Source organism: Pseudomonas sp. FP2294, from assembly GCF_030687625.1.
GTDB lineage: Bacteria > Pseudomonadota > Gammaproteobacteria > Pseudomonadales > Pseudomonadaceae > Aquipseudomonas > Aquipseudomonas shahriarae.
Window position 1 is genome coordinate 1,127,835 of record NZ_CP117441.1, and the last position, 17,413, is coordinate 1,145,247.

Sequence of the window (17,413 nt, forward strand, 5' to 3'; positions counted from 1 at the left end):
GAGAGGATCTCTATGCCCTTGCGCCTTGCGCTGCTGTTGCTTGTTGCCAGCCTGTCGGTTGGCTGTGTTTCATCGGGCTCTGATAGTCCGTTGCAAACCGGCAAGGGCCGTGACGAAGCGCGTGCTGCCTATGTGCAGTTGGGGCTGGGATACCTGCGCCAGGGCCTGAGCGAGCAGGCCAAGGTGCCGCTGCAAATGGCCCTGGCCCTCGACAACCATGATGCCGACGCGAATGCGGCGTTGGCCCTGGTGTTCCAGGCCCAGGCCGAGCCCGAGCTGGCCGACCAGTATTACCGCAAGGCCCTGGCTGTTCGCCCCCATGATCCACGCCTGCTCAACAACTACGGCAGCTTCCTGTTTCAGCAGGAGCGTTATAAGCAAGCGTCCGGTTATTTCCAGCAAGCAGCCACTGATACCCTATATCCTGAACGTTCGCGGGTTTTCGAGAACCTGGGAGTGACCTCCGTGCGTCTCGGCCAGCGTGAAGATGCCCGCCAGCAACTGGAAAAAGCCCTGCACCTGAATCAGCGCCAGCCACGGGCATTGCTCGAAATGGCCCAGTTGTCGTTTGAAGACAGGCATTATGTGCCGGCACGTGACTATTACGAGCGTTTTAGCCTGCTCAGTGGGCAAAATGCACGTAGTCTATTGCTTGGTGTGCGCCTGGCCACGGTTCATGAAGAACGCGACAAGGCCGCACGTTTTGGTCAGCAATTAGAACGACTCTATCCCGGTACCCCGGAATATCAGCAATACCTGTCGGAGCAATGATGAAAGCCGCGCACCCGGAAGTTGTAGCCGCTAATCGCGTAAACCCAGGCGAGACCTTGCGTCAGGCCCGCGAAAGCAATGGTTGGTCGCTGGAAGAAGTGGCCCTCAAGCTCAATTTGACCACCACTTCCCTGGGTAACCTGGAAAACGGCGCGTTCGACAAACTGCCAGGGCATACCTTCGCCCGTGGTTACATCCGCGCCTATGCCAAGCTGCTGGGCACCGACCAGGCCATCCTGGTCCAGCAATTCGACCAGTTCACCGGTACGGATTCCCAGGGCAGTAACGTACACGGTCTCGGTCGTATTGAAGAGCCGGTGCGGGTTTCCCATACTATTTTGCGAATTGTCAGCCTGCTATTGCTGATTGCAGTGATCGGTGGTGGTTTTATCTGGTGGCAGGACCAGACCTCGCTGCGCAGCAAGGATCTGATCAGCAACGCCCTGGAACACGTCGAAGTCGAAAGCGCTGACGGTACCACCCAGATTCACCCCTTGGACGAGCCGGAAGACCAGGCTGTCGTCCAGGGCCAGGCTGCCCCTGAAACCAATCTTGAGCTGCAAGCGGGCCAGCAGCCTGCCGAAACCGGCGGTGAGCCAGCTCCGGCTGCCGTTGCACCGGCTCCAACGGCTCCCGTGACCCAGGCCCCGGCCGCCACGGTCCAGACGCCTGTTGTCCCGGCCCAGGCTCCGGCCGCGCCAGTCGCACCAACAGTCGCTGCACCTGCCGCCCAGACGCCTGCCGGCTTGCCGGGGGATGGCCGTCTCCACATTACCTACGTCGCTGACTGCTGGACACAAGTCACCGATGGCAATGGCAAAGTCCTGTTCAGTGCTTTGAAGCGTAAGGGAGATACGCTTGAGCAGGTCGGCAAGCCTCCTTTGACGCTGCGTCTGGGCTTTGCCCGTGGCGCGCAAGTGGCCTATAACGGCCAGCCTGTAGACGTGGCGCCGTTCACCAGTGGCGAGACCGCTCGCCTGAAGTTGGGACAATAGTCATGCACGGCGAATCTCCAATCAAACGTCGCGTATCGCGCAAGATCTGGGTCGGCTCCGTGCCGGTGGGTGGTGATGCCCCCATCGCCGTGCAGAGCATGACCAACAGCGACACCAATGACGTAGCGGCCACCGTGGCCCAGATCAACCGCCTGGAAGCCGCTGGCGTCGATATCGTGCGGGTTTCCGTGCCGGATATGGACGCTGCCGAAGCCTTCGGCCGCATCAAGCAATTGGTCAAGGTACCGTTGGTCGCCGATATCCACTTCGACTACAAGATCGCGTTGCGCGTGGCCGAACTGGGCGTCGACTGCCTGCGGATCAACCCGGGCAACATCGGTCGCGAAGACCGCGTGCGTGCCGTGGTCGACGCCGCCCGTGACCGCGGGATCCCGATCCGCATCGGTGTCAACGCTGGCTCCCTGGAAAAAGACCTGCAGAAGAAATACGGCGAGCCTACCCCGGCAGCCCTGGTCGAGTCGGCACTGCGCCATGTCGAGCACCTTGAACGCCTGAACTTCCAGGATTTCAAGGTCAGTGTAAAGGCTTCCGACGTGTTCATGGCGGTAGAAGCCTACCGCCTGCTGGCCAAGGAAATCGTGCAGCCATTGCACCTGGGCATCACCGAAGCCGGTGGTTTGCGTTCAGGCACAGTGAAATCTGCGGTGGGTCTCGGTATGCTGCTGGCCGACGGGATTGGCGATACCATTCGTATCTCCCTGGCGGCGGACCCGGTAGAGGAAGTGAAAGTCGGCTACGACATTCTCAAATCCCTGCATTTACGCTCCCGTGGCATCAATTTTATTGCCTGCCCGAGTTGCTCGCGGCAGAACTTCGACGTGGTGAAAACCATGAACGAGTTGGAAGTACGCCTGGAAGACCTGCTGGTACCGCTGGATGTTGCGGTGATCGGCTGTGTGGTCAACGGGCCGGGTGAGGCCAAGGAGGCGCACGTAGGCCTGACCGGCGGTACCCCGAACCTGATTTACATCGACGGCAAGCCGTCGCAGAAATTGACGAATGATAATCTGGTGGATCAGTTGGAACGGCTGATCCGCGAGAAAGCGGCCGAGAAGGTCGCCTCTGACGCAGCGCTGATCGCTCGCGGCTGATCGAACGAATTTAAGGATTTGATGTGAGCAAGTCTCTGCAAGCCATTCGTGGCATGAACGACATCCTGCCCGAACAGACGCCCCTGTGGCGCTATTTCGAGAGCACGGTCGCGCGCCTGCTGGATAACTACGGTTACAAGCAGATCCGCATGCCAATCGTCGAGTTCACCGAGCTGTTCAAGCGCTCCATCGGTGAAGTGACTGACATCGTCGAAAAAGAGATGTACACCTTCGAAGATCGCAACGGCGACTCCCTGACCTTGCGTCCGGAAGGTACCGCCGCGTGCGTGCGCGCTGTGCTCGAGCATGGCATCACCGGTGGTGGCCAGACCCAGAAACTGTGGTACATCGGCCCGATGTTCCGCCACGAGCGCCCACAAAAAGGCCGTTATCGCCAGTTTCACCAGATCGGTTGCGAAGTCTTTAACCTCGATGGCCCGGATATCGACGCCGAGCTGATCGTGCTGACCTGGCGCCTGTGGGGCCAACTGGGCATCCGCGACGCGGTCAAGCTCGAGCTCAACAGCCTGGGCACCAGCGAGTCCCGTGGCCGTTACCGTGAAGCCCTGGTCGAGTACCTGTCCGCTCACCTGGACAAGCTCGATGAAGACAGCCAGCGTCGCCTGAAGACCAACCCATTGCGCGTCCTTGATACCAAGAACGCCGAGACCCAGGCTGTGCTGGTCGACGCGCCGAAAATGGCCGATTACCTGGACGACGAGTCCCGCACGCACTTTGAGGGCCTCAAGGCACGCCTGGATGCGGCCGGGATTCCCTACGTGATCAACCCCAAGTTGGTGCGCGGCCTCGATTACTACAGCAAGACCGTGTTTGAGTGGGTCACTGACAAGCTCGGCGCCCAGGGCACCGTGTGTGCCGGTGGTCGTTACGACGGTCTGGTTGAGCAGATGGGTGGCAAGCCGACCACGGGCGTGGGTTTTGCCATGGGCATCGAGCGGCTGATCCTGCTGCTGGAAACCCTGGAGCAGATCCCTGAAGAAATTTCCCGTCAGGTGGACGTGTACCTGTGCGCCTTTGGCGAGGCAGCCGAACTGGCTGGCCTGGCCTTGAGCGAACAGTTGCGCGACCAACTGCCGAACCTGCGCCTGCAGGTCAATGCCGGCGCTGGCAGCTTCAAGAGCCAATTCAAGAAAGCCGACAAGAGCGGCGCGTTGTACGCGCTGATCCTGGGCGACGATGAACTGGCCCAGCAAGTGGTAAGTGTCAAACCCCTGCGTGGCCAGGGCGAACAACAAAGCATTGCCTTTGATGCGCTTGCCGCGCACTTGGCCACCTGCATCGTGCAGGGTTGAAGCTGTCAAACAGCCGAATTTAGCGATTAAGGAGTATTGGGGTGTCGAGTACTGAAGATGATCAGCTGGCCGAGTTCAAAGACTGGTGGCAGCGTAACGGCAAACCCCTGGTAACTGGCGGCCTGCTGGCGCTGGTGGTGGTGTTCGGTTGGCAGGCGTTCCAGAAGTATCAGGGCAATCAGTCGCAAGGCGCCTCGATGCTCTATCAGCAATTGCTGGAAACCACGCTGACGCCTACCGGCAAGCCTGATCCTGCCCAAGTGGCGGACCTGGCCGGCAAGCTGAAAAACGAATTTGGCGGTAGCACCTACGCCCAATACGGTAGCCTGTTCGTCGCGAAAGTCGCGGTCGATACCGGCAAGCTGGATGATGCAGCCTCCGAGCTCAAAGCCATCGCCGACAAGCCGAGCAACCCGACCCTGGGTGAAATCGCACGTCAGCGCCTGGCCCAGGTCCTGGCCGCACAAAACAAGGCCGACGAAGCACTGAAACTGCTCGACGGCGATGCTGACAAGGCATTTGTAGCCACTCGCGAAGAGCTCAAGGGCGACCTGCTGGTCCAATTGGGTCGTACCGACGAAGCCAATGCTGCGTACCAAAAAGCCAAGGCTGCGCTGTCTGATGAAGCAGCGGTCGGTGGCTTACAAATCAAGCTGGACGACTTGGCCAAAGGGGATGCGTGACGTGATCCGTTGGAAACATGCAGCATTGCTGGCTCTGGCCGTTTTGGCCGCGGGTTGCAGCAGCAACAGCAAAAAAGAACTGCCTCCCGCCGAGCTGACCAGCTTCAAGGAAGAAGTGGTCCTGCAAAAGCAGTGGAGCCGCTCTATCGGTGACGGCCAGGGCGACACCTACAACATGTTGGTACCGGCAATCGACGGTGACAACATTGTGGCCGCTGACGTGACCGGCGTGGTGATCTCCATGGATCGCATGAACGGCGACGTCAAGTGGAAGAAAGACCTCGAGTTGCCTGTTTCCGGCGCCGTCGGCGTGGGTTACGGCATGGTGATGATCGGCACGCTGAAAGGCGAAGTCGTGGCCCTGGATTCGAGCACCGGTGAAGAGAAATGGCGCGCTCGCGTGACCAGTGAAGTCCTCGCACCGCCTGCCACCAACGGCGATATCGTCGTGGTGCAGACCCAGGATGACCGTGTCATCGGTCTTGACGCCAACACCGGTGAGCAGCGCTGGCTGTACGACAGCACCCCTGCGGTGTTGACGTTGCGCGGTACCAGTGGTCCGGTTGTGACCAATAACCTGGCGCTGGCAGGTCTTTCGACCGGTAAAGTGGTCGCCCTGGATACCCAGAACGGCGTGCCAGCCTGGGAATCGCGGGTCGCCATTCCGCAAGGTCGTTCCGAGCTGGACCGTGTGGTGGACATCGACGGCGGCTTGCTGCTGTCGGGTGAAACCCTGTACGTCGCCACTTACCAGGGCCGTGTCGCGGCGCTGGACCTGCAAAGCGGCCGCGTCCTCTGGCAGCGTGATGCCTCCAGCTACGCCGGTGTCGCCCAAGGTTTTGGCAGCGTCTACGTGAGCCTGGCATCGGGCACCGTTGAAAGCGTCGATGAGCGTTCCACCACAGCCCTGTGGAGCAATGACTCGCTGGCTCGCCGTCAACTGTCGGCTCCGGAAGTGTTCTCCAGCTATGTAGCGGTAGGCGACCTGGAAGGTTACCTGCACCTGCTGAGCCAGGTAGATGGTCGCTTTGTCGGCCGTGAACGTATCGACAGCGACGGCCTGCGTGCGCGTCCGCTGGTAGTAGGCAACATGCTTTATGTGTTTGGTAACAGCGGCAAGCTGGAAGCCCTGACCATCAAGTAAGAACTATGCTTGGGGTAACCCCCAGGCGGCCCTGCTTCGGCAGGGCATGCGACACCTTCGGGTGTTGCCCCGAGCACCAGCCGCTGCCTTGCAGCGGCTTTTGTATTTTCTGAAATAACGCAGTGGAGAGCCGCATGGTTCCCGTAATCGCCCTGGTGGGCCGACCTAACGTCGGCAAGTCCACCTTGTTCAACCGCCTGACCAGGACTCGTGACGCCATCGTCGGCGACTTGTCCGGTCTGACCCGTGATCGCCAATACGGTGAGGCAAAGTGGCAAGGGCGCTCCTATATTATTGTCGACACCGGTGGTATCTCCGGTGACGAGCATGGCATGGACGAAAAGATGGCCGAGCAGTCGCTGCTGGCCATTGAAGAAGCCGATGTCGTGTTGTTTCTGGTGGACGCCCGTGCGGGCTACACCGCCGCCGACCAGATGATCGGCGAGCACTTGCGCAAACGTAACAAGCGCTCCTATTTGATCGCCAACAAGATCGACAACATCGATCCTGAAGCGGCCCGTGCCGAATTCAGCCCGATGGGCCTGGGTGACGCGATTCCTGTCGCCGGTGCCCACGGTCGCGGTATCACCCAGATGCTGGAAATCGCCCTGCGCGACTTCCCCAAGGATGACGCCGAAGAGGTTGAAGGCGAAGAAGAGATCGTCGCTGAAGGTGAGGAAGCCAAGCGCATTCCTGGCCCGAGTGAAAAAGACGGGATCAAGATCGCTATCATCGGCCGCCCCAACGTGGGCAAGTCGACCCTGGTCAACCGCATGCTCGGTGAAGACCGGGTAATCGTCTACGACCAGCCCGGCACCACCCGCGACAGCATCTACATCCCGTTCGAGCGTAACGACGAGAAGTACACGCTGATCGACACCGCCGGTGTGCGCAAGCGCGGCAAGATCCACGAGGAAGTTGAAAAGTTCTCGGTGGTCAAAACCCTGCAGGCGATCAAAGACGCCAACGTGGTGATCTTCGTGATGGACGCCCGCGAAGGCGTGGTCGACCACGACCTCAACCTGCTGGGCTTTGCCCTGGAGGCTGGTCGGGCGTTGGTGATCGCGATCAACAAATGGGACGGCATGACCCCAAGCGAGCGTGACTTCGTCAAGGTCGAGCTGCAACGCCGGTTGTTCTTCGTCGACTTCGCCGATATCCACTTTATCTCGGCGCTGCACGGTACTGGCGTGGGCAACCTCTACGCTTCGGTACAGAACTCGTTCAAGTCGGCGGTCACCCGCTGGCCGACCAACCGCCTGACCCAGATCCTTGAAGACGCGGTGGGCGAACACGCGCCACCGATGGTCAACAACCGCCGGATCAAGCTGCGTTACGCCCACTTGGGTGGTGCCAACCCGCCGATTATCGTGATCCACGGTAACCAGATCGAGAAGGTGCCCAAGTCCTACGTGCGTTACCTGGAAAACACTTACCGCCGTGTCTTGAAGCTGGTCGGCACACCGATCCGCATCGAGTTCAAAGGTGGCGAGAACCCGTACGAAGGTAACAAGAACAGCCTGACTGACCGCCAAGTGAACAAGAAACGTCGCTTGATGAGCCACAACAAAAAGGCTGACAAAAAGCGTAAAGACCGCCGCTGACAGTGGAGTGGGCTTGTGTGGGAGTGGGCTTGCCCGCGATAGCGATAGATCAGACACCAACCTGCTGACTGACCCAGCGCCATCCCAGGCAAGCCAATTCCTACAGACGTTAGGCGTTACCCAAAAAGGGCTCTGAATGAGCCCTTTTTTGTGCCTCACGATTGACCCCTCGGCGCATGCAGCTTACAACTTGTAACTCACCGCCAGGGGCCCACCGCATGATCACCAGCAAGTTGCCGAATGTCGGCACCACCATTTTCACCACCATGTCGCAACTCGCTGTCGAAACCGGCGCGTTGAACCTGTCCCAGGGTTTTCCTGATTTCAATGGTCCCCAGGCCTTGCTCGACGCGGTGGGCAAACACGTTGCCAGTGGTCATAACCAATACGCGCCGATGACCGGCCTGCCGGCCCTGCGCCAGCAAGTGGCAGCCAAGATCGCTCGCAGCTACGGCGTGTCGGTCAATCCCGACAGCGAAGTGACCATCACCCCCGGCGCCACCCAGGCAATCTTCTGTGCGATCCAGGCAGTGATCCGCAGCGGTGACGAGGTGATTGTCTTTGACCCGTGCTACGACAGCTACGAGCCTTCGGTGGAGCTGGCTGGAGGGCGTTGCGTGCATGTGCAACTGGGGCTGGCGGATTTCAGCCTGGATTTCGAACAGATCAAGGCCGCGCTGACCCCGCGTACACGCATGATCATCCTCAACACCCCGCACAATCCCAGTGGTGCCCTGATCACTCGCGCCGAGCTCGACCAATTGGCCGAGCTGATCCGCGATCGCGATATCTATCTGGTCAGCGATGAGGTCTACGAGCACCTGGTATTCGATGGCGTACCCCACGTCAGCGTCCTGGCCCACGAAGAGCTGTATCAGCGCGCGTTCGTGGTCAGCTCCTTTGGCAAGACCTACCACGTCACCGGCTGGAAGACCGGCTACGTGGTGGCGCCAGCGGCCTTGAGTGCGGAGCTGCGCAAGGTGCATCAATACGTCAGTTTCTGCGGTGTTACGCCATTGCAGTATGCCCTGGCCGACTTTATGGCCGAACACCCGGAGCATGTCGAGGAACTGCCCGCTTTCTACCAGGCCAAACGTGACCTGTTCTGCGATCTGCTGGCCCCCTCGCGTTTCAGTTTTACGCGGGTAGCCGGTACTTACTTTCAACTGGTGGATTACTCACAGATTCGCCCGGACCTGGATGACGTGGCCATGTCGCTGTGGATGACTCGCGAGCATGGCGTGGCGACAATTCCGGTCTCGGTGTTCTATCGGACCCCACCCCAAGGCCAGCGCCTGGTGCGCCTGTGCTTTGCCAAACGCGAGGAGACGCTGCGTCAAGCAGCCGAGAAACTATGCGTGATCTGAGTGCTTTACCCGACCTGAACATTGCACTGGTGCAGACCACCCTGGCCTGGCATGACCGCCAGGCCAACCTGGAGCATTTCGAGCTGCTGCTGGAGCAGGCCAGGGGCGCCGACCTGATCGTGCTGCCGGAAATGTTCACCACCGGCTTTTCCATGGAGTCCCAATTGCTGGCCGAAGCCGAAAACGGCCCGACCCATGAATGGCTCAAGACCCAGGCGCGGAAGTACAACGCGGTGATTACCGGCAGCGTGATCATCCAGGCCGCTGACGGCAGCCACCGCAACCGCCTGTTGTGGGCGCGGCCCGATGGCGAAGTGTTGCACTACGACAAGCGCCACCTGTTTCGCATGGCCGGTGAACACAATCACTACACCCCCGGCGAGCGCCAGGTGCAATTCGAACTCAAGGGTTGGCGGGTTCGCCCGCTGATCTGCTATGACCTGCGCTTCCCGGTGTGGAGCCGTGATGCCCAGGACACTGACCTGCTGCTGTATACCGCCAACTGGCCGGGTGCACGGCGCCAGCACTGGAACCGCCTGTTGCCGGCTCGGGCCATCGAAAACCTGTGTTATGTGGCGGCGGTGAACCGAGTGGGTACGGATGGCAAGGGCTTTGCCTACACCGGCGACAGCCAGGTCCTGGACTTTCAGGGCGAAAGCCTGCTGAGCGCAGGGGAGGCGGACGGGGTGTTCCAGGTGTGCCTGGAGGCGGCGCAATTGGCGGACTATCGCACGCGGTTTCCGGCAAATCTGGATGCCGATAGTTTTCAGTTTGTCTGACAGGGGCCTGTTGTCAGTGGGATAGCTATCGCGGGCAAGCCCGCTCCCACAGGGGAATGCATTCCAAATGTGGGAGCGGGCTTGCCCGCGATGAGGATAGGTATCTACAGATTTTTTTAGTGATTCTTAGGTTTGTGTACATATCCGTTGCTTCGGTCACGGCGGCTATTGGTTCCGCCCTTACGGCGGGTCACTTTTGGAAAAGAGCCCGGAGTGCCGGCCCAGCCAAAAGTAACCAAAAGGGCTCTTGCCCCACCACTCGGCACCTCGCCCAGGCTCGGTGTGCCCGTCATCCGACATTGATTTGGGGGGCCGCCGCGCTGGGCCATCCATGGCCCAGCGCGGCTAACCCGGCGTCCTGCCGGGTTACCCCCCAAATCAATATCGGATGACGGCCAGCGTGGTTTAACGGGGCGCCTAAGATCAAAAGCAAAGCGAGGCGGCCTGACAGCCGACCTGATCGTCGAGATGTACGCATATACCTGTGGGAGCTGGCTTGCCTGCGAAGGCGGTGTATCAGTCGATAAATGTATTGGCTGATACACCGCCTTCGCAGGCAAGCCAGCTCCCACAAGGGGGAATGCAGCTTCGCGCCCCGGCTTTGCTGTTGCTGTTGCTGTTGTTCTGCTTTTGATCTGGCTTTTGATCTTAGGCGCCCCGTTAAACCACGCTGGCCGTCAGGGCGGAACCCTAAGTGGCCATGACCGCAGCAACGGATATGTACACAAACCCAATAAGCACTAGAAAAAAAAGTTGTGTAGATACCTATGCCGCGATGAGGCCACCACCACAACCCCAAACTAAAAAGGCCCCTGGATTCGCATCCAGGGGCCTTTGGCTTTTCAGCGGTCAGTTACGCTGCTTTCGCTTCCAGCTGGCTCAACGAGCGGTTCAGGGCGCTGAACACCGCTTTGAAGCTGGCGGTGGTGATGTTTTCATCAATCCCCACGCCATGCACCGGGCGTTCGCCGTTCACGCGCAGCTCGATGTAAGCCGCGGCCTTGGCATTGGTCCCCGCGCCGATCGCATGTTCGTTGTAGTCCATGATCTCGACCCCAATCGGCAGGCCGGCCACCAGTGCTTCCAGTGCGCCATTGCCCTTGCCGTGCCAGCGCAGGTTGGTTTCGCCCTGGCCCTTGCCGGAAACTTCGACTTCTACCGAGCTGTTGCCGTTTTCTTCCTGCAGGCGATGGCTGACCAACGCGTACGGGGTGTTGGCTTGCAGGTATTCACGCTGCAACAACGCGTGGATCTGCGCGGCGGTCATTTCCAGGCCCACACGGTCGGTTTCGGCCTGTACCACCTGGCTGAACTCGATCTGCATGCGGCGTGGCAAGCTGATGCCGTATTCCTGCTCCAGCAGGTAGGCGATGCCGCCCTTGCCCGACTGGCTGTTGACGCGGATCACCGCCTCGTAGCTGCGGCCAATGTCGGCCGGGTCGATTGGCAGGTACGGCACTTCCCACAAGGTATCCGGTTTCTGCTGGGCAAAGCCCTTGCGGATCGCATCCTGGTGGGAGCCGGAGAATGCGGTGTGGACCAGGTCGCCGACATATGGGTGACGTGGGTGCACCGGGATCTGGTTGCACTCCTCGACCACTTTGCGCACGCCGTCGATGTCGGAGAAGTCCAGCTCAGGGTCCACACCCTGGGTGTAGAGGTTCAACGCCACAGTGACCAGGTCAACGTTACCGGTACGCTCGCCGTTGCCGAACAGGCAGCCTTCGACACGGTCGGCGCCAGCCATCAGGCCCAACTCGGTAGCCGCGACACCGGTGCCACGGTCGTTGTGGGTGTGCAGGCTGATGATCACGCTGTCACGACGGTTGATATGGCGACCGAACCACTCGATCTGGTCGGCATAGATATTCGGCGTGGCGCATTCCACGGTGGCCGGCAGGTTGAGGATCATCTTGTGCTCAGGCGTCGGGTTCCACACCTCGATCACCGCGTCACACACTTCCTTGGCGAATTCCAGTTCAGTAGCGCTGAAGGTCTCCGGGGAGTATTCGAAGGTCCACTGGGTTTCCGGCTGCTGGGCGGCGTACTTGACGAACAGCTTGGCCGCGTCGACCGCGATGGCCTTGATCCCGTCCTTGTCCTGGTTGAACACAATACGGCGGAAGGACGGCGAGGTGGCGTTGTACAAGTGCACGATGGCTTTCTTGGCGCCGCGCAGGGATTCGAAGGTGCGGGCGATCAAGTCTTCACGGCCCTGGGTCAGCACCTGGATGGTGGTGTCCTCGGGGATGTGGTTGTCTTCGATCAGGGTGCGCACGAAGTCAAAGTCGGTCTGCGAAGCGGCCGGGAACGAGGCTTCGATTTCCTTTACGCCCACCGCGACCAGGGTTTTCCAGAAGCGCAGTTTTTTCACCGCATCCATCGGTTCGATCAGCGACTGGTTGCCGTCGCGCAAGTCGGAGCTGCACCAGATCGGCGCGGTGGTGATGGTCTTCGACGGCCAGGTGCGGTCCGGGATATCAATGGTCGGGAATGCGCGGTATTTCGAAGACGGGTCTTTGAGCATGCTCATCAGAAGAATCCTTGTTGTAGGGCCGAGAAGAGGCGGCCTGCCAGAAAGCGTTTATTAGGGATGCAAACCGGGGACGAGGCAGATCGATTCAGCCTGGCAGTCGTGCGCTGACGAGGCACAGGCTGCGGTGCTGGCGGAGCTGAATGAGGGTGTGAGAGGTTTTCATAAGCTCAACCCTAACCGTCGGGGTGAAAGATGGCAAGCAGTCGAAAAAAATTGAGAGAAGTTCTGCTATTTCTGTGGGAAACGAGATTTTATGGTTGAGAAACGCTCAAGGCTTTGTTTTGTTTGCGTGAGGGTTTAAGGATGCGCAATCAGTGGAATTGAGCTGGCGTCATCGCGGGCACGTTGAATCGTTGCACCGCGATAACGCCCGTATGCCCAGCGATCACATCAAGGCTGGAACGCCCCAATAAAGATCGCCGGATCGACCCGCGCATCATTCAAGCTGATATTCCAGTGCATATGCGGCCCGGTCGCCCGGCCCGTCGCCCCGACCTTGCCCACCACCGTTCCACGCACCAATTGCTGGCCCACCTTCACGTCAATCTTCGACATATGGCAGAACATGCTGATAAAGCCCTGGCCATGGTCGACAAACACCGTATTGCCGTTGAAGAAATAATTGCCCACCAGAATCACCTTGCCATTGGCCGGGGTCTTGATCGGCGTGCCGGCAGGCACCGCGAAGTCCAGGCCCGAGTGCGGGTTGCGTTCTTCACCGTTGAAGAAGCGACGCACGCCGAACTTGCTCGACAGCGGGCCGTTCACCGGTTTGTCCAGTATCAGGTTGCTTGGCAGGTTCGGGCTGAAGCTGCGGTAAGCCTTGAGTTGCACGGCCAGTTCGCCTTCGATGCGCTTGAGCTGCGCCGGAGCGGGGTTGACCTGGCTTTTGTTCTTCAGGGTGATGCGCTGTTCCGGGTACTTCTTGAAACCGACGATAAACGGCAGGGTGCGCCCACCGCTGCTGATGCGCTCGTTACCGGGCTTTACCGTCAATGGGATGCCGACAATCGCCAGCCAGTTGTCCTGTTCCTTGACCACCAGCACCGGTTTGCCCTGGTAGGTGGCTTTCGGTGCGGCGGCGGCGGGGCCCAGGTCGACCACGGCCACACCGCCGGGTACCGGCTTGTTCAGGGTGCGGGTGATGTAGCTGTCGGCGTGGGCATTGAAGGCGAGGCACAGCAGCATCAGCAGGCTAAATAGACGAGGCATCAATCAATCCAGTAATGAAAGGGTGACGGGTGTCAGGTGGTTATCTTCCACCCGCACTTGCAATTGGCCTTCACCGAGGCGCGCGGTCAGGCGTTGGCCGGTGTGGGTTTGCGCGGCATTGCGAATCGCCTGGCCGCGCTCGTCCAGCAGGATGCTGTAGCCACGGCCCAGGGTCGCCAGCGGGCTGACCACCTGCAACGTCTGCACCTGGCTTTGCAGTTGCAGACGACGGGCCTTGAGCCCTTCGCGCATGGCCCGGGGCAGGCGCTCGGCGAGGCTGTCCAGGCGCTGGCGCAGCAGGGCCAGTTGCCGCCCCGGATGCTGGCCGGCCAGGCGCGTTTCCAGGCGGATCAGGCGTTCGCGGCGGGTGTTGAGGCTGCGCTCGAACGCGCGGCGCAGGCGCATATCCAGGTCATCCAGGCGCTGGGCCTGCTGGCGCAGGCGCTCACCGGGGTGACGCAGGCGGCGGGCCATGCCTTCCAGGCGCAGGCGGTCGTGGGTCAGGCGATTGCGCATCAGCATCACCAGGCGCCGGTGCAGGCTTTCGACCTGGCGCACCAGATTGCTCGCATCCGGCGCCAGCAACTCGGCCGCCGCCGACGGCGTAGGCGCACGCACATCGGCCACGAAGTCACTGATGGACACATCGGTCTCATGGCCGACCGCACTGACGATGGGCGTGATACAGGCATCAATGGCCCGCGCCACGGCTTCTTCGTTGAAGCACCAGAGGTCTTCCAGGGAGCCGCCGCCACGGGCCAGGATCAGCGCGTCGAAGCCACGGGCATCCGCCAGCTTGAGGGCGCGGACAATCTGCGCCACGGCTTCGCGGCCTTGCACGGCGGTGGGGATCAGGGTCAGTTGCACGTTCGGTGCACGGCGGCCGAACACGCTGATGATGTCGCGAATCACCGCGCCCGTGGGCGAGCTGATAATCCCGATGCGGCGTGGATGGGCCGGCAGCGCCACCTTGCGCTCGGCACTGAACAAGCCTTCGGCGCTGAGCTTTTCCTTCAAGGCGTCGAAGGCCAGGCGCAACGCGCCATCACCGGCCGGTTCCACGGTGTCGAGGATCAACTGATAGTCGCCACGGCCCTCGAACAGCGAGACCTTGCCCCGCACCTTGACCGCCAGGCCATCCTTCAGCGCCTGACGCACCCGTGCGGCATTGTTGCGAAACAGTGCACAACGCACCTGCGCGCCGCTGTCCTTGAGGGTGAAGTACACATGGCCGGAGGCGGGGCGGGCGAGGTTGGAGATCTCGCCTTCGACCCAGATATTGGTGAACACGTCCTCCAGCAACACCCGCGCGCGGCCGTTGAGCTGGCTGACAGTCAGGACTTCGCGGTCCAGGCCCAGGCGGGCAAACGGGTCTTTAATCATGGGAAGAGATCTTTAGTCATGGGCGGCAGTTTATAGGCATTCGCCCAAGGTTTGACAGAACTGCGCCACCAACGCGCTCGGCGCCTGCGCGCAGGCCAGGGCCACGGTGCTGTGGCAATCGGGGTCGGCCAGGGGCAGGAAGTGAATATTGGCTGGGGCAATATCGCGCATCGACTCGGGCAGCAGGGCAATGCCAAACCCGGCCTGGATCAGCTGCAACTGGGTGGTCTTGCGCGACATCACCCGTGCGGCCTTGGGGAAAAATCCGGCACGCATGCACAATTCGGCCGACAGATAACTCAGACCCCCGCGTTGCGGGTGGGGGATCGAGATAAACGCTTCGTCTTTCAGCTGTGCCAGTTCAATGGCCGATGTGTGCCGGGCCAAAGGGTGCGCCGGCGGCACGGCCAGCAACAGTGGCTCCTTATATAAAGGCACGATGCGCACCCCTTCGCGCTGACGCAGTACCGGCAGGCGCAGCAGGCCGACCTCCAGGCGACCATCGGCAATGTCTTCCAACTGCGCTTCGGAGGACAGTTTGACGATATCCATCGACACCCCTGGGCACTGTTCCAGCCAGGTGCTGATCCCGCGCAGTACCCGCCCACTCATCGGCACTGTGCTGGAGTGGCTCAGGCGCAGGGTGCCGAGCTGGCCGTGGCCGACCTGGGTCGCCAGTTCACTGGCCTTGTGCAACTCGCCCAGCAGGTTGCGCGCCCGTGGATAAAACGCTTCGCCGGCGGCGGTCAGTCTGGGTTGGCGGGCGGTGCGCTCGAACAGCGGGGTTTGCAGGATAATTTCCAGCTCCTTGATCTGCCGGCTAAGGGCCGATTGCGCGACAAACAGGCGCTCGGCGGCGGCGCTGAAGCTGCCGCTCTCGGCGATTTCGACGAAGTAACGCAGTTGCCGGGTGGAAATCACGAGCCATGCCTTTTCGAGATGGGTGGAGGGTCTGGAAGATATTAGTCGCAACCCATCCGCTTGGCTAAAGTGAGGGCCATCGCTGACAAGGAATATTGCATGAGCCTGGTTGAATGGATGGGGCAGTGGTCGTTCGGGACGCTGGACTGGTTGGTAATCGGCCTGGGGATTGCCCTGGCCTACATCGTGTTTGGCATCGCCGGCTTCGGCACGGCGCTGGTGGCCGGGCCGATCCTGATTATGTTTATGCCGCTGTCGAAGATCATCCCGCTGCTGGTGCTGCTGGATTTCGTCGCGGCCTTTGGCAACCTGCTGCAATCGCGGCGGGATGTGGTCAAGCCGGAGCTGTTGCGATTACTGCCGTGCATGGCGATTGGCTGCACCCTCGGCGTGATCTTCTTGCTCAACCTGCACTCGGACCTGCTGCTGCTGTTGATGGGCCTGTTTATCAGCACCTATGCCATCTACAGCCTGGCGGTAAGGGCCAAGCCCACGGCCCTGGCTGCCGGCTGGTCGGTCCCCATGGGCGTGGTGGGCGGATTGTTTGGTGCGTTGTTTGGCAGTGGCGGCTTTTTATATGCGATCTATCTGAACAGCCGCCTGCCCAAGGACGGCGCGCGGGCGACCCAAAGCGCGCTGATCAGCGCGAGCACGGTGGTGCGCCTGAGTCTGTTTTTGATCGCCGGGGTGTATGCCGAGTTGCCGTTGCTGATGTTGGCGGTGTGCCTGTTGCCGGCGATGGCCCTGGGGCTGTGGGCGGGGCGGCGATTGACCCTGCGCATGTCCCGTGAGGCGTTTGTGCGCTTGGTGACATGGTTGGTGCTGGCCAGTGGCATTGCCTTGATTGGGCGGTATTTGAGTACTTGACCTGTGGGTTTCAGGGATTAAGCTGCCGGGCTCTAGGGCCTCATCGCGGGCAAGCCTGCTCCCACATTGAAATGCAATCGAATGTGGGAACGGGCTTGCCCGCGATGGCGTCAGACGCCACACCGCAGGACTCCCATGAATTCCCAAAGCATCCTTGTCCCGAAAATCTCCACCTTGCCCGTCCACGAACCCCGCGCCCGGGCCATCGTGCGCTGGCTGGTGCGCAAGAACATCATCAAGGAAGAACTGACCACCTGCGGGCGCACCGGCAACCGCATGGGCTACGCCCTGGCCGACGGTGCCCGCGCCGTGGTGCTGCACCCCGAGGCGCTGCCGTTCAACGAGCCGGTCAATGGCCTGGAAATCATCTACAAACGCTGCATCTACACTCCGGCCAAGGGCTTTCTCGAAGAAGCCGGCTGCCCGGAATGCCTTAAAGAAGTCGGCGAGGCGCTGTTCGACAGCCTGGAAGACTGGATGCCCGGCCACACCGACAACTTCACCTGCCCGTTGTGTGGGCATGAAGATGACATCAACGGGTTTCTGTTCCTGCAGGAATGCGGCTTCTCCAACCTGGGCTTCATCTTCAACAACTGGGCGGAAGCGGGTTTCAAGCAGAGCTTTATCGACGAGTTTGCCGACTGGCTCGATCAGAAAATCAGCTGGGTCAAAGTCGAACTCTAGGAGCGCCCCGATCATTCCCACGCTCCGCCTGGGAACGATCAG

General features: G+C 60.7%; 15 protein-coding genes. 11 read left to right on the plus strand and 4 right to left on the minus strand.

Annotated features, from left to right (window positions below):
- The first annotated feature begins 12 nt into the window (after nt 1–12).
- The 9 genes from pilW to PSH73_RS05015 all read left to right on the plus strand — a co-directional run bounded on the left by pilW (nt 13) and on the right by PSH73_RS05015 (nt 9,768).
- On the plus strand, nt 13–771 hold the full coding sequence (pilW, locus tag PSH73_RS04975; protein WP_057437943.1) for a type IV pilus biogenesis/stability protein PilW: 759 nt from the start codon (nt 13–15) through the stop codon (nt 769–771).
- The gene (locus PSH73_RS04980) at nt 771–1,766 is read left to right on the plus strand and encodes a RodZ family helix-turn-helix domain-containing protein (protein WP_198818063.1); all 996 of its coding nucleotides are present in this window, start codon (nt 771–773) and stop codon (nt 1,764–1,766) included. The genes pilW and PSH73_RS04980 overlap by 1 nt, the downstream gene beginning before the upstream one ends.
- Before the next feature lie 2 nt (nt 1,767–1,768).
- Nucleotides 1,769–2,878: a flavodoxin-dependent (E)-4-hydroxy-3-methylbut-2-enyl-diphosphate synthase gene (ispG, locus tag PSH73_RS04985; RefSeq protein ID WP_057437947.1), complete on the plus strand. Its 1,110-nt coding sequence runs from the start codon at nt 1,769–1,771 to the stop codon at nt 2,876–2,878.
- Between the two features lie 23 nt (nt 2,879–2,901).
- Nucleotides 2,902–4,191 (plus strand): histidine--tRNA ligase, encoded by a 1,290-nt coding sequence (gene hisS / locus PSH73_RS04990; protein WP_057437949.1) that lies wholly within the window; start codon nt 2,902–2,904, stop codon nt 4,189–4,191.
- A gap of 41 nt (nt 4,192–4,232) precedes the next feature.
- Nucleotides 4,233–4,874, plus strand: coding sequence for a tetratricopeptide repeat protein (locus tag PSH73_RS04995; RefSeq protein ID WP_057437951.1), 642 nt, complete (start codon nt 4,233–4,235; stop codon nt 4,872–4,874).
- Nucleotides 4,867–6,018 (plus strand): outer membrane protein assembly factor BamB, encoded by a 1,152-nt coding sequence (bamB, locus tag PSH73_RS05000; protein WP_057437953.1) that lies wholly within the window; start codon nt 4,867–4,869, stop codon nt 6,016–6,018. The genes PSH73_RS04995 and bamB overlap by 8 nt, the downstream gene beginning before the upstream one ends.
- A gap of 134 nt (nt 6,019–6,152) precedes the next feature.
- Nucleotides 6,153–7,622, plus strand: coding sequence for a ribosome biogenesis GTPase Der (gene der, locus PSH73_RS05005; protein ID WP_057437955.1), 1,470 nt, complete (start codon nt 6,153–6,155; stop codon nt 7,620–7,622).
- Between the two features lie 218 nt (nt 7,623–7,840).
- Nucleotides 7,841–8,989, plus strand: coding sequence for a pyridoxal phosphate-dependent aminotransferase (locus PSH73_RS05010; protein WP_120731741.1), 1,149 nt, complete (start codon nt 7,841–7,843; stop codon nt 8,987–8,989).
- Nucleotides 8,977–9,768: an amidohydrolase gene (locus PSH73_RS05015; RefSeq protein WP_057438035.1), complete on the plus strand. Its 792-nt coding sequence runs from the start codon at nt 8,977–8,979 to the stop codon at nt 9,766–9,768. Before PSH73_RS05010 ends, PSH73_RS05015 begins: the two co-directional genes overlap by 13 nt.
- A gap of 853 nt (nt 9,769–10,621) precedes the next feature.
- Here PSH73_RS05015 and leuA read toward each other — a convergent pair.
- The 4 genes from leuA to PSH73_RS05035 all read right to left on the minus strand — a co-directional run bounded on the left by leuA (nt 10,622) and on the right by PSH73_RS05035 (nt 15,820).
- Nucleotides 10,622–12,301, minus strand: coding sequence for a 2-isopropylmalate synthase (leuA, locus tag PSH73_RS05020; RefSeq protein ID WP_057960565.1), 1,680 nt, complete (start codon nt 12,299–12,301; stop codon nt 10,622–10,624).
- 393 nt (nt 12,302–12,694) lie between these two features.
- On the minus strand, nt 12,695–13,516 hold the full coding sequence (locus PSH73_RS05025; RefSeq protein WP_057960564.1) for a M23 family metallopeptidase: 822 nt from the start codon (nt 13,514–13,516) through the stop codon (nt 12,695–12,697).
- Nucleotides 13,517–13,519: 3 nt separating this feature from the next.
- On the minus strand, nt 13,520–14,899 hold the full coding sequence (gene xseA / locus PSH73_RS05030; protein ID WP_057960563.1) for an exodeoxyribonuclease VII large subunit: 1,380 nt from the start codon (nt 14,897–14,899) through the stop codon (nt 13,520–13,522).
- Nucleotides 14,900–14,929: 30 nt separating this feature from the next.
- The gene (locus PSH73_RS05035) at nt 14,930–15,820 is read right to left on the minus strand and encodes a LysR family transcriptional regulator (RefSeq protein ID WP_057960562.1); all 891 of its coding nucleotides are present in this window, start codon (nt 15,818–15,820) and stop codon (nt 14,930–14,932) included.
- 99 nt (nt 15,821–15,919) lie between these two features.
- Here PSH73_RS05035 and PSH73_RS05040 point away from each other — a divergent pair, with 99 nt between their 5' ends.
- Nucleotides 15,920–16,687, plus strand: coding sequence for a sulfite exporter TauE/SafE family protein (locus tag PSH73_RS05040; protein WP_057960561.1), 768 nt, complete (start codon nt 15,920–15,922; stop codon nt 16,685–16,687).
- Between the two features lie 135 nt (nt 16,688–16,822).
- A complete protein-coding gene (locus PSH73_RS05045) occupies nt 16,823–17,371 on the plus strand; it encodes a hypothetical protein (protein ID WP_057437964.1) in 549 nt (182 codons plus the stop codon).
- Nucleotides 17,372–17,413: the final 42 nt, after the last annotated feature.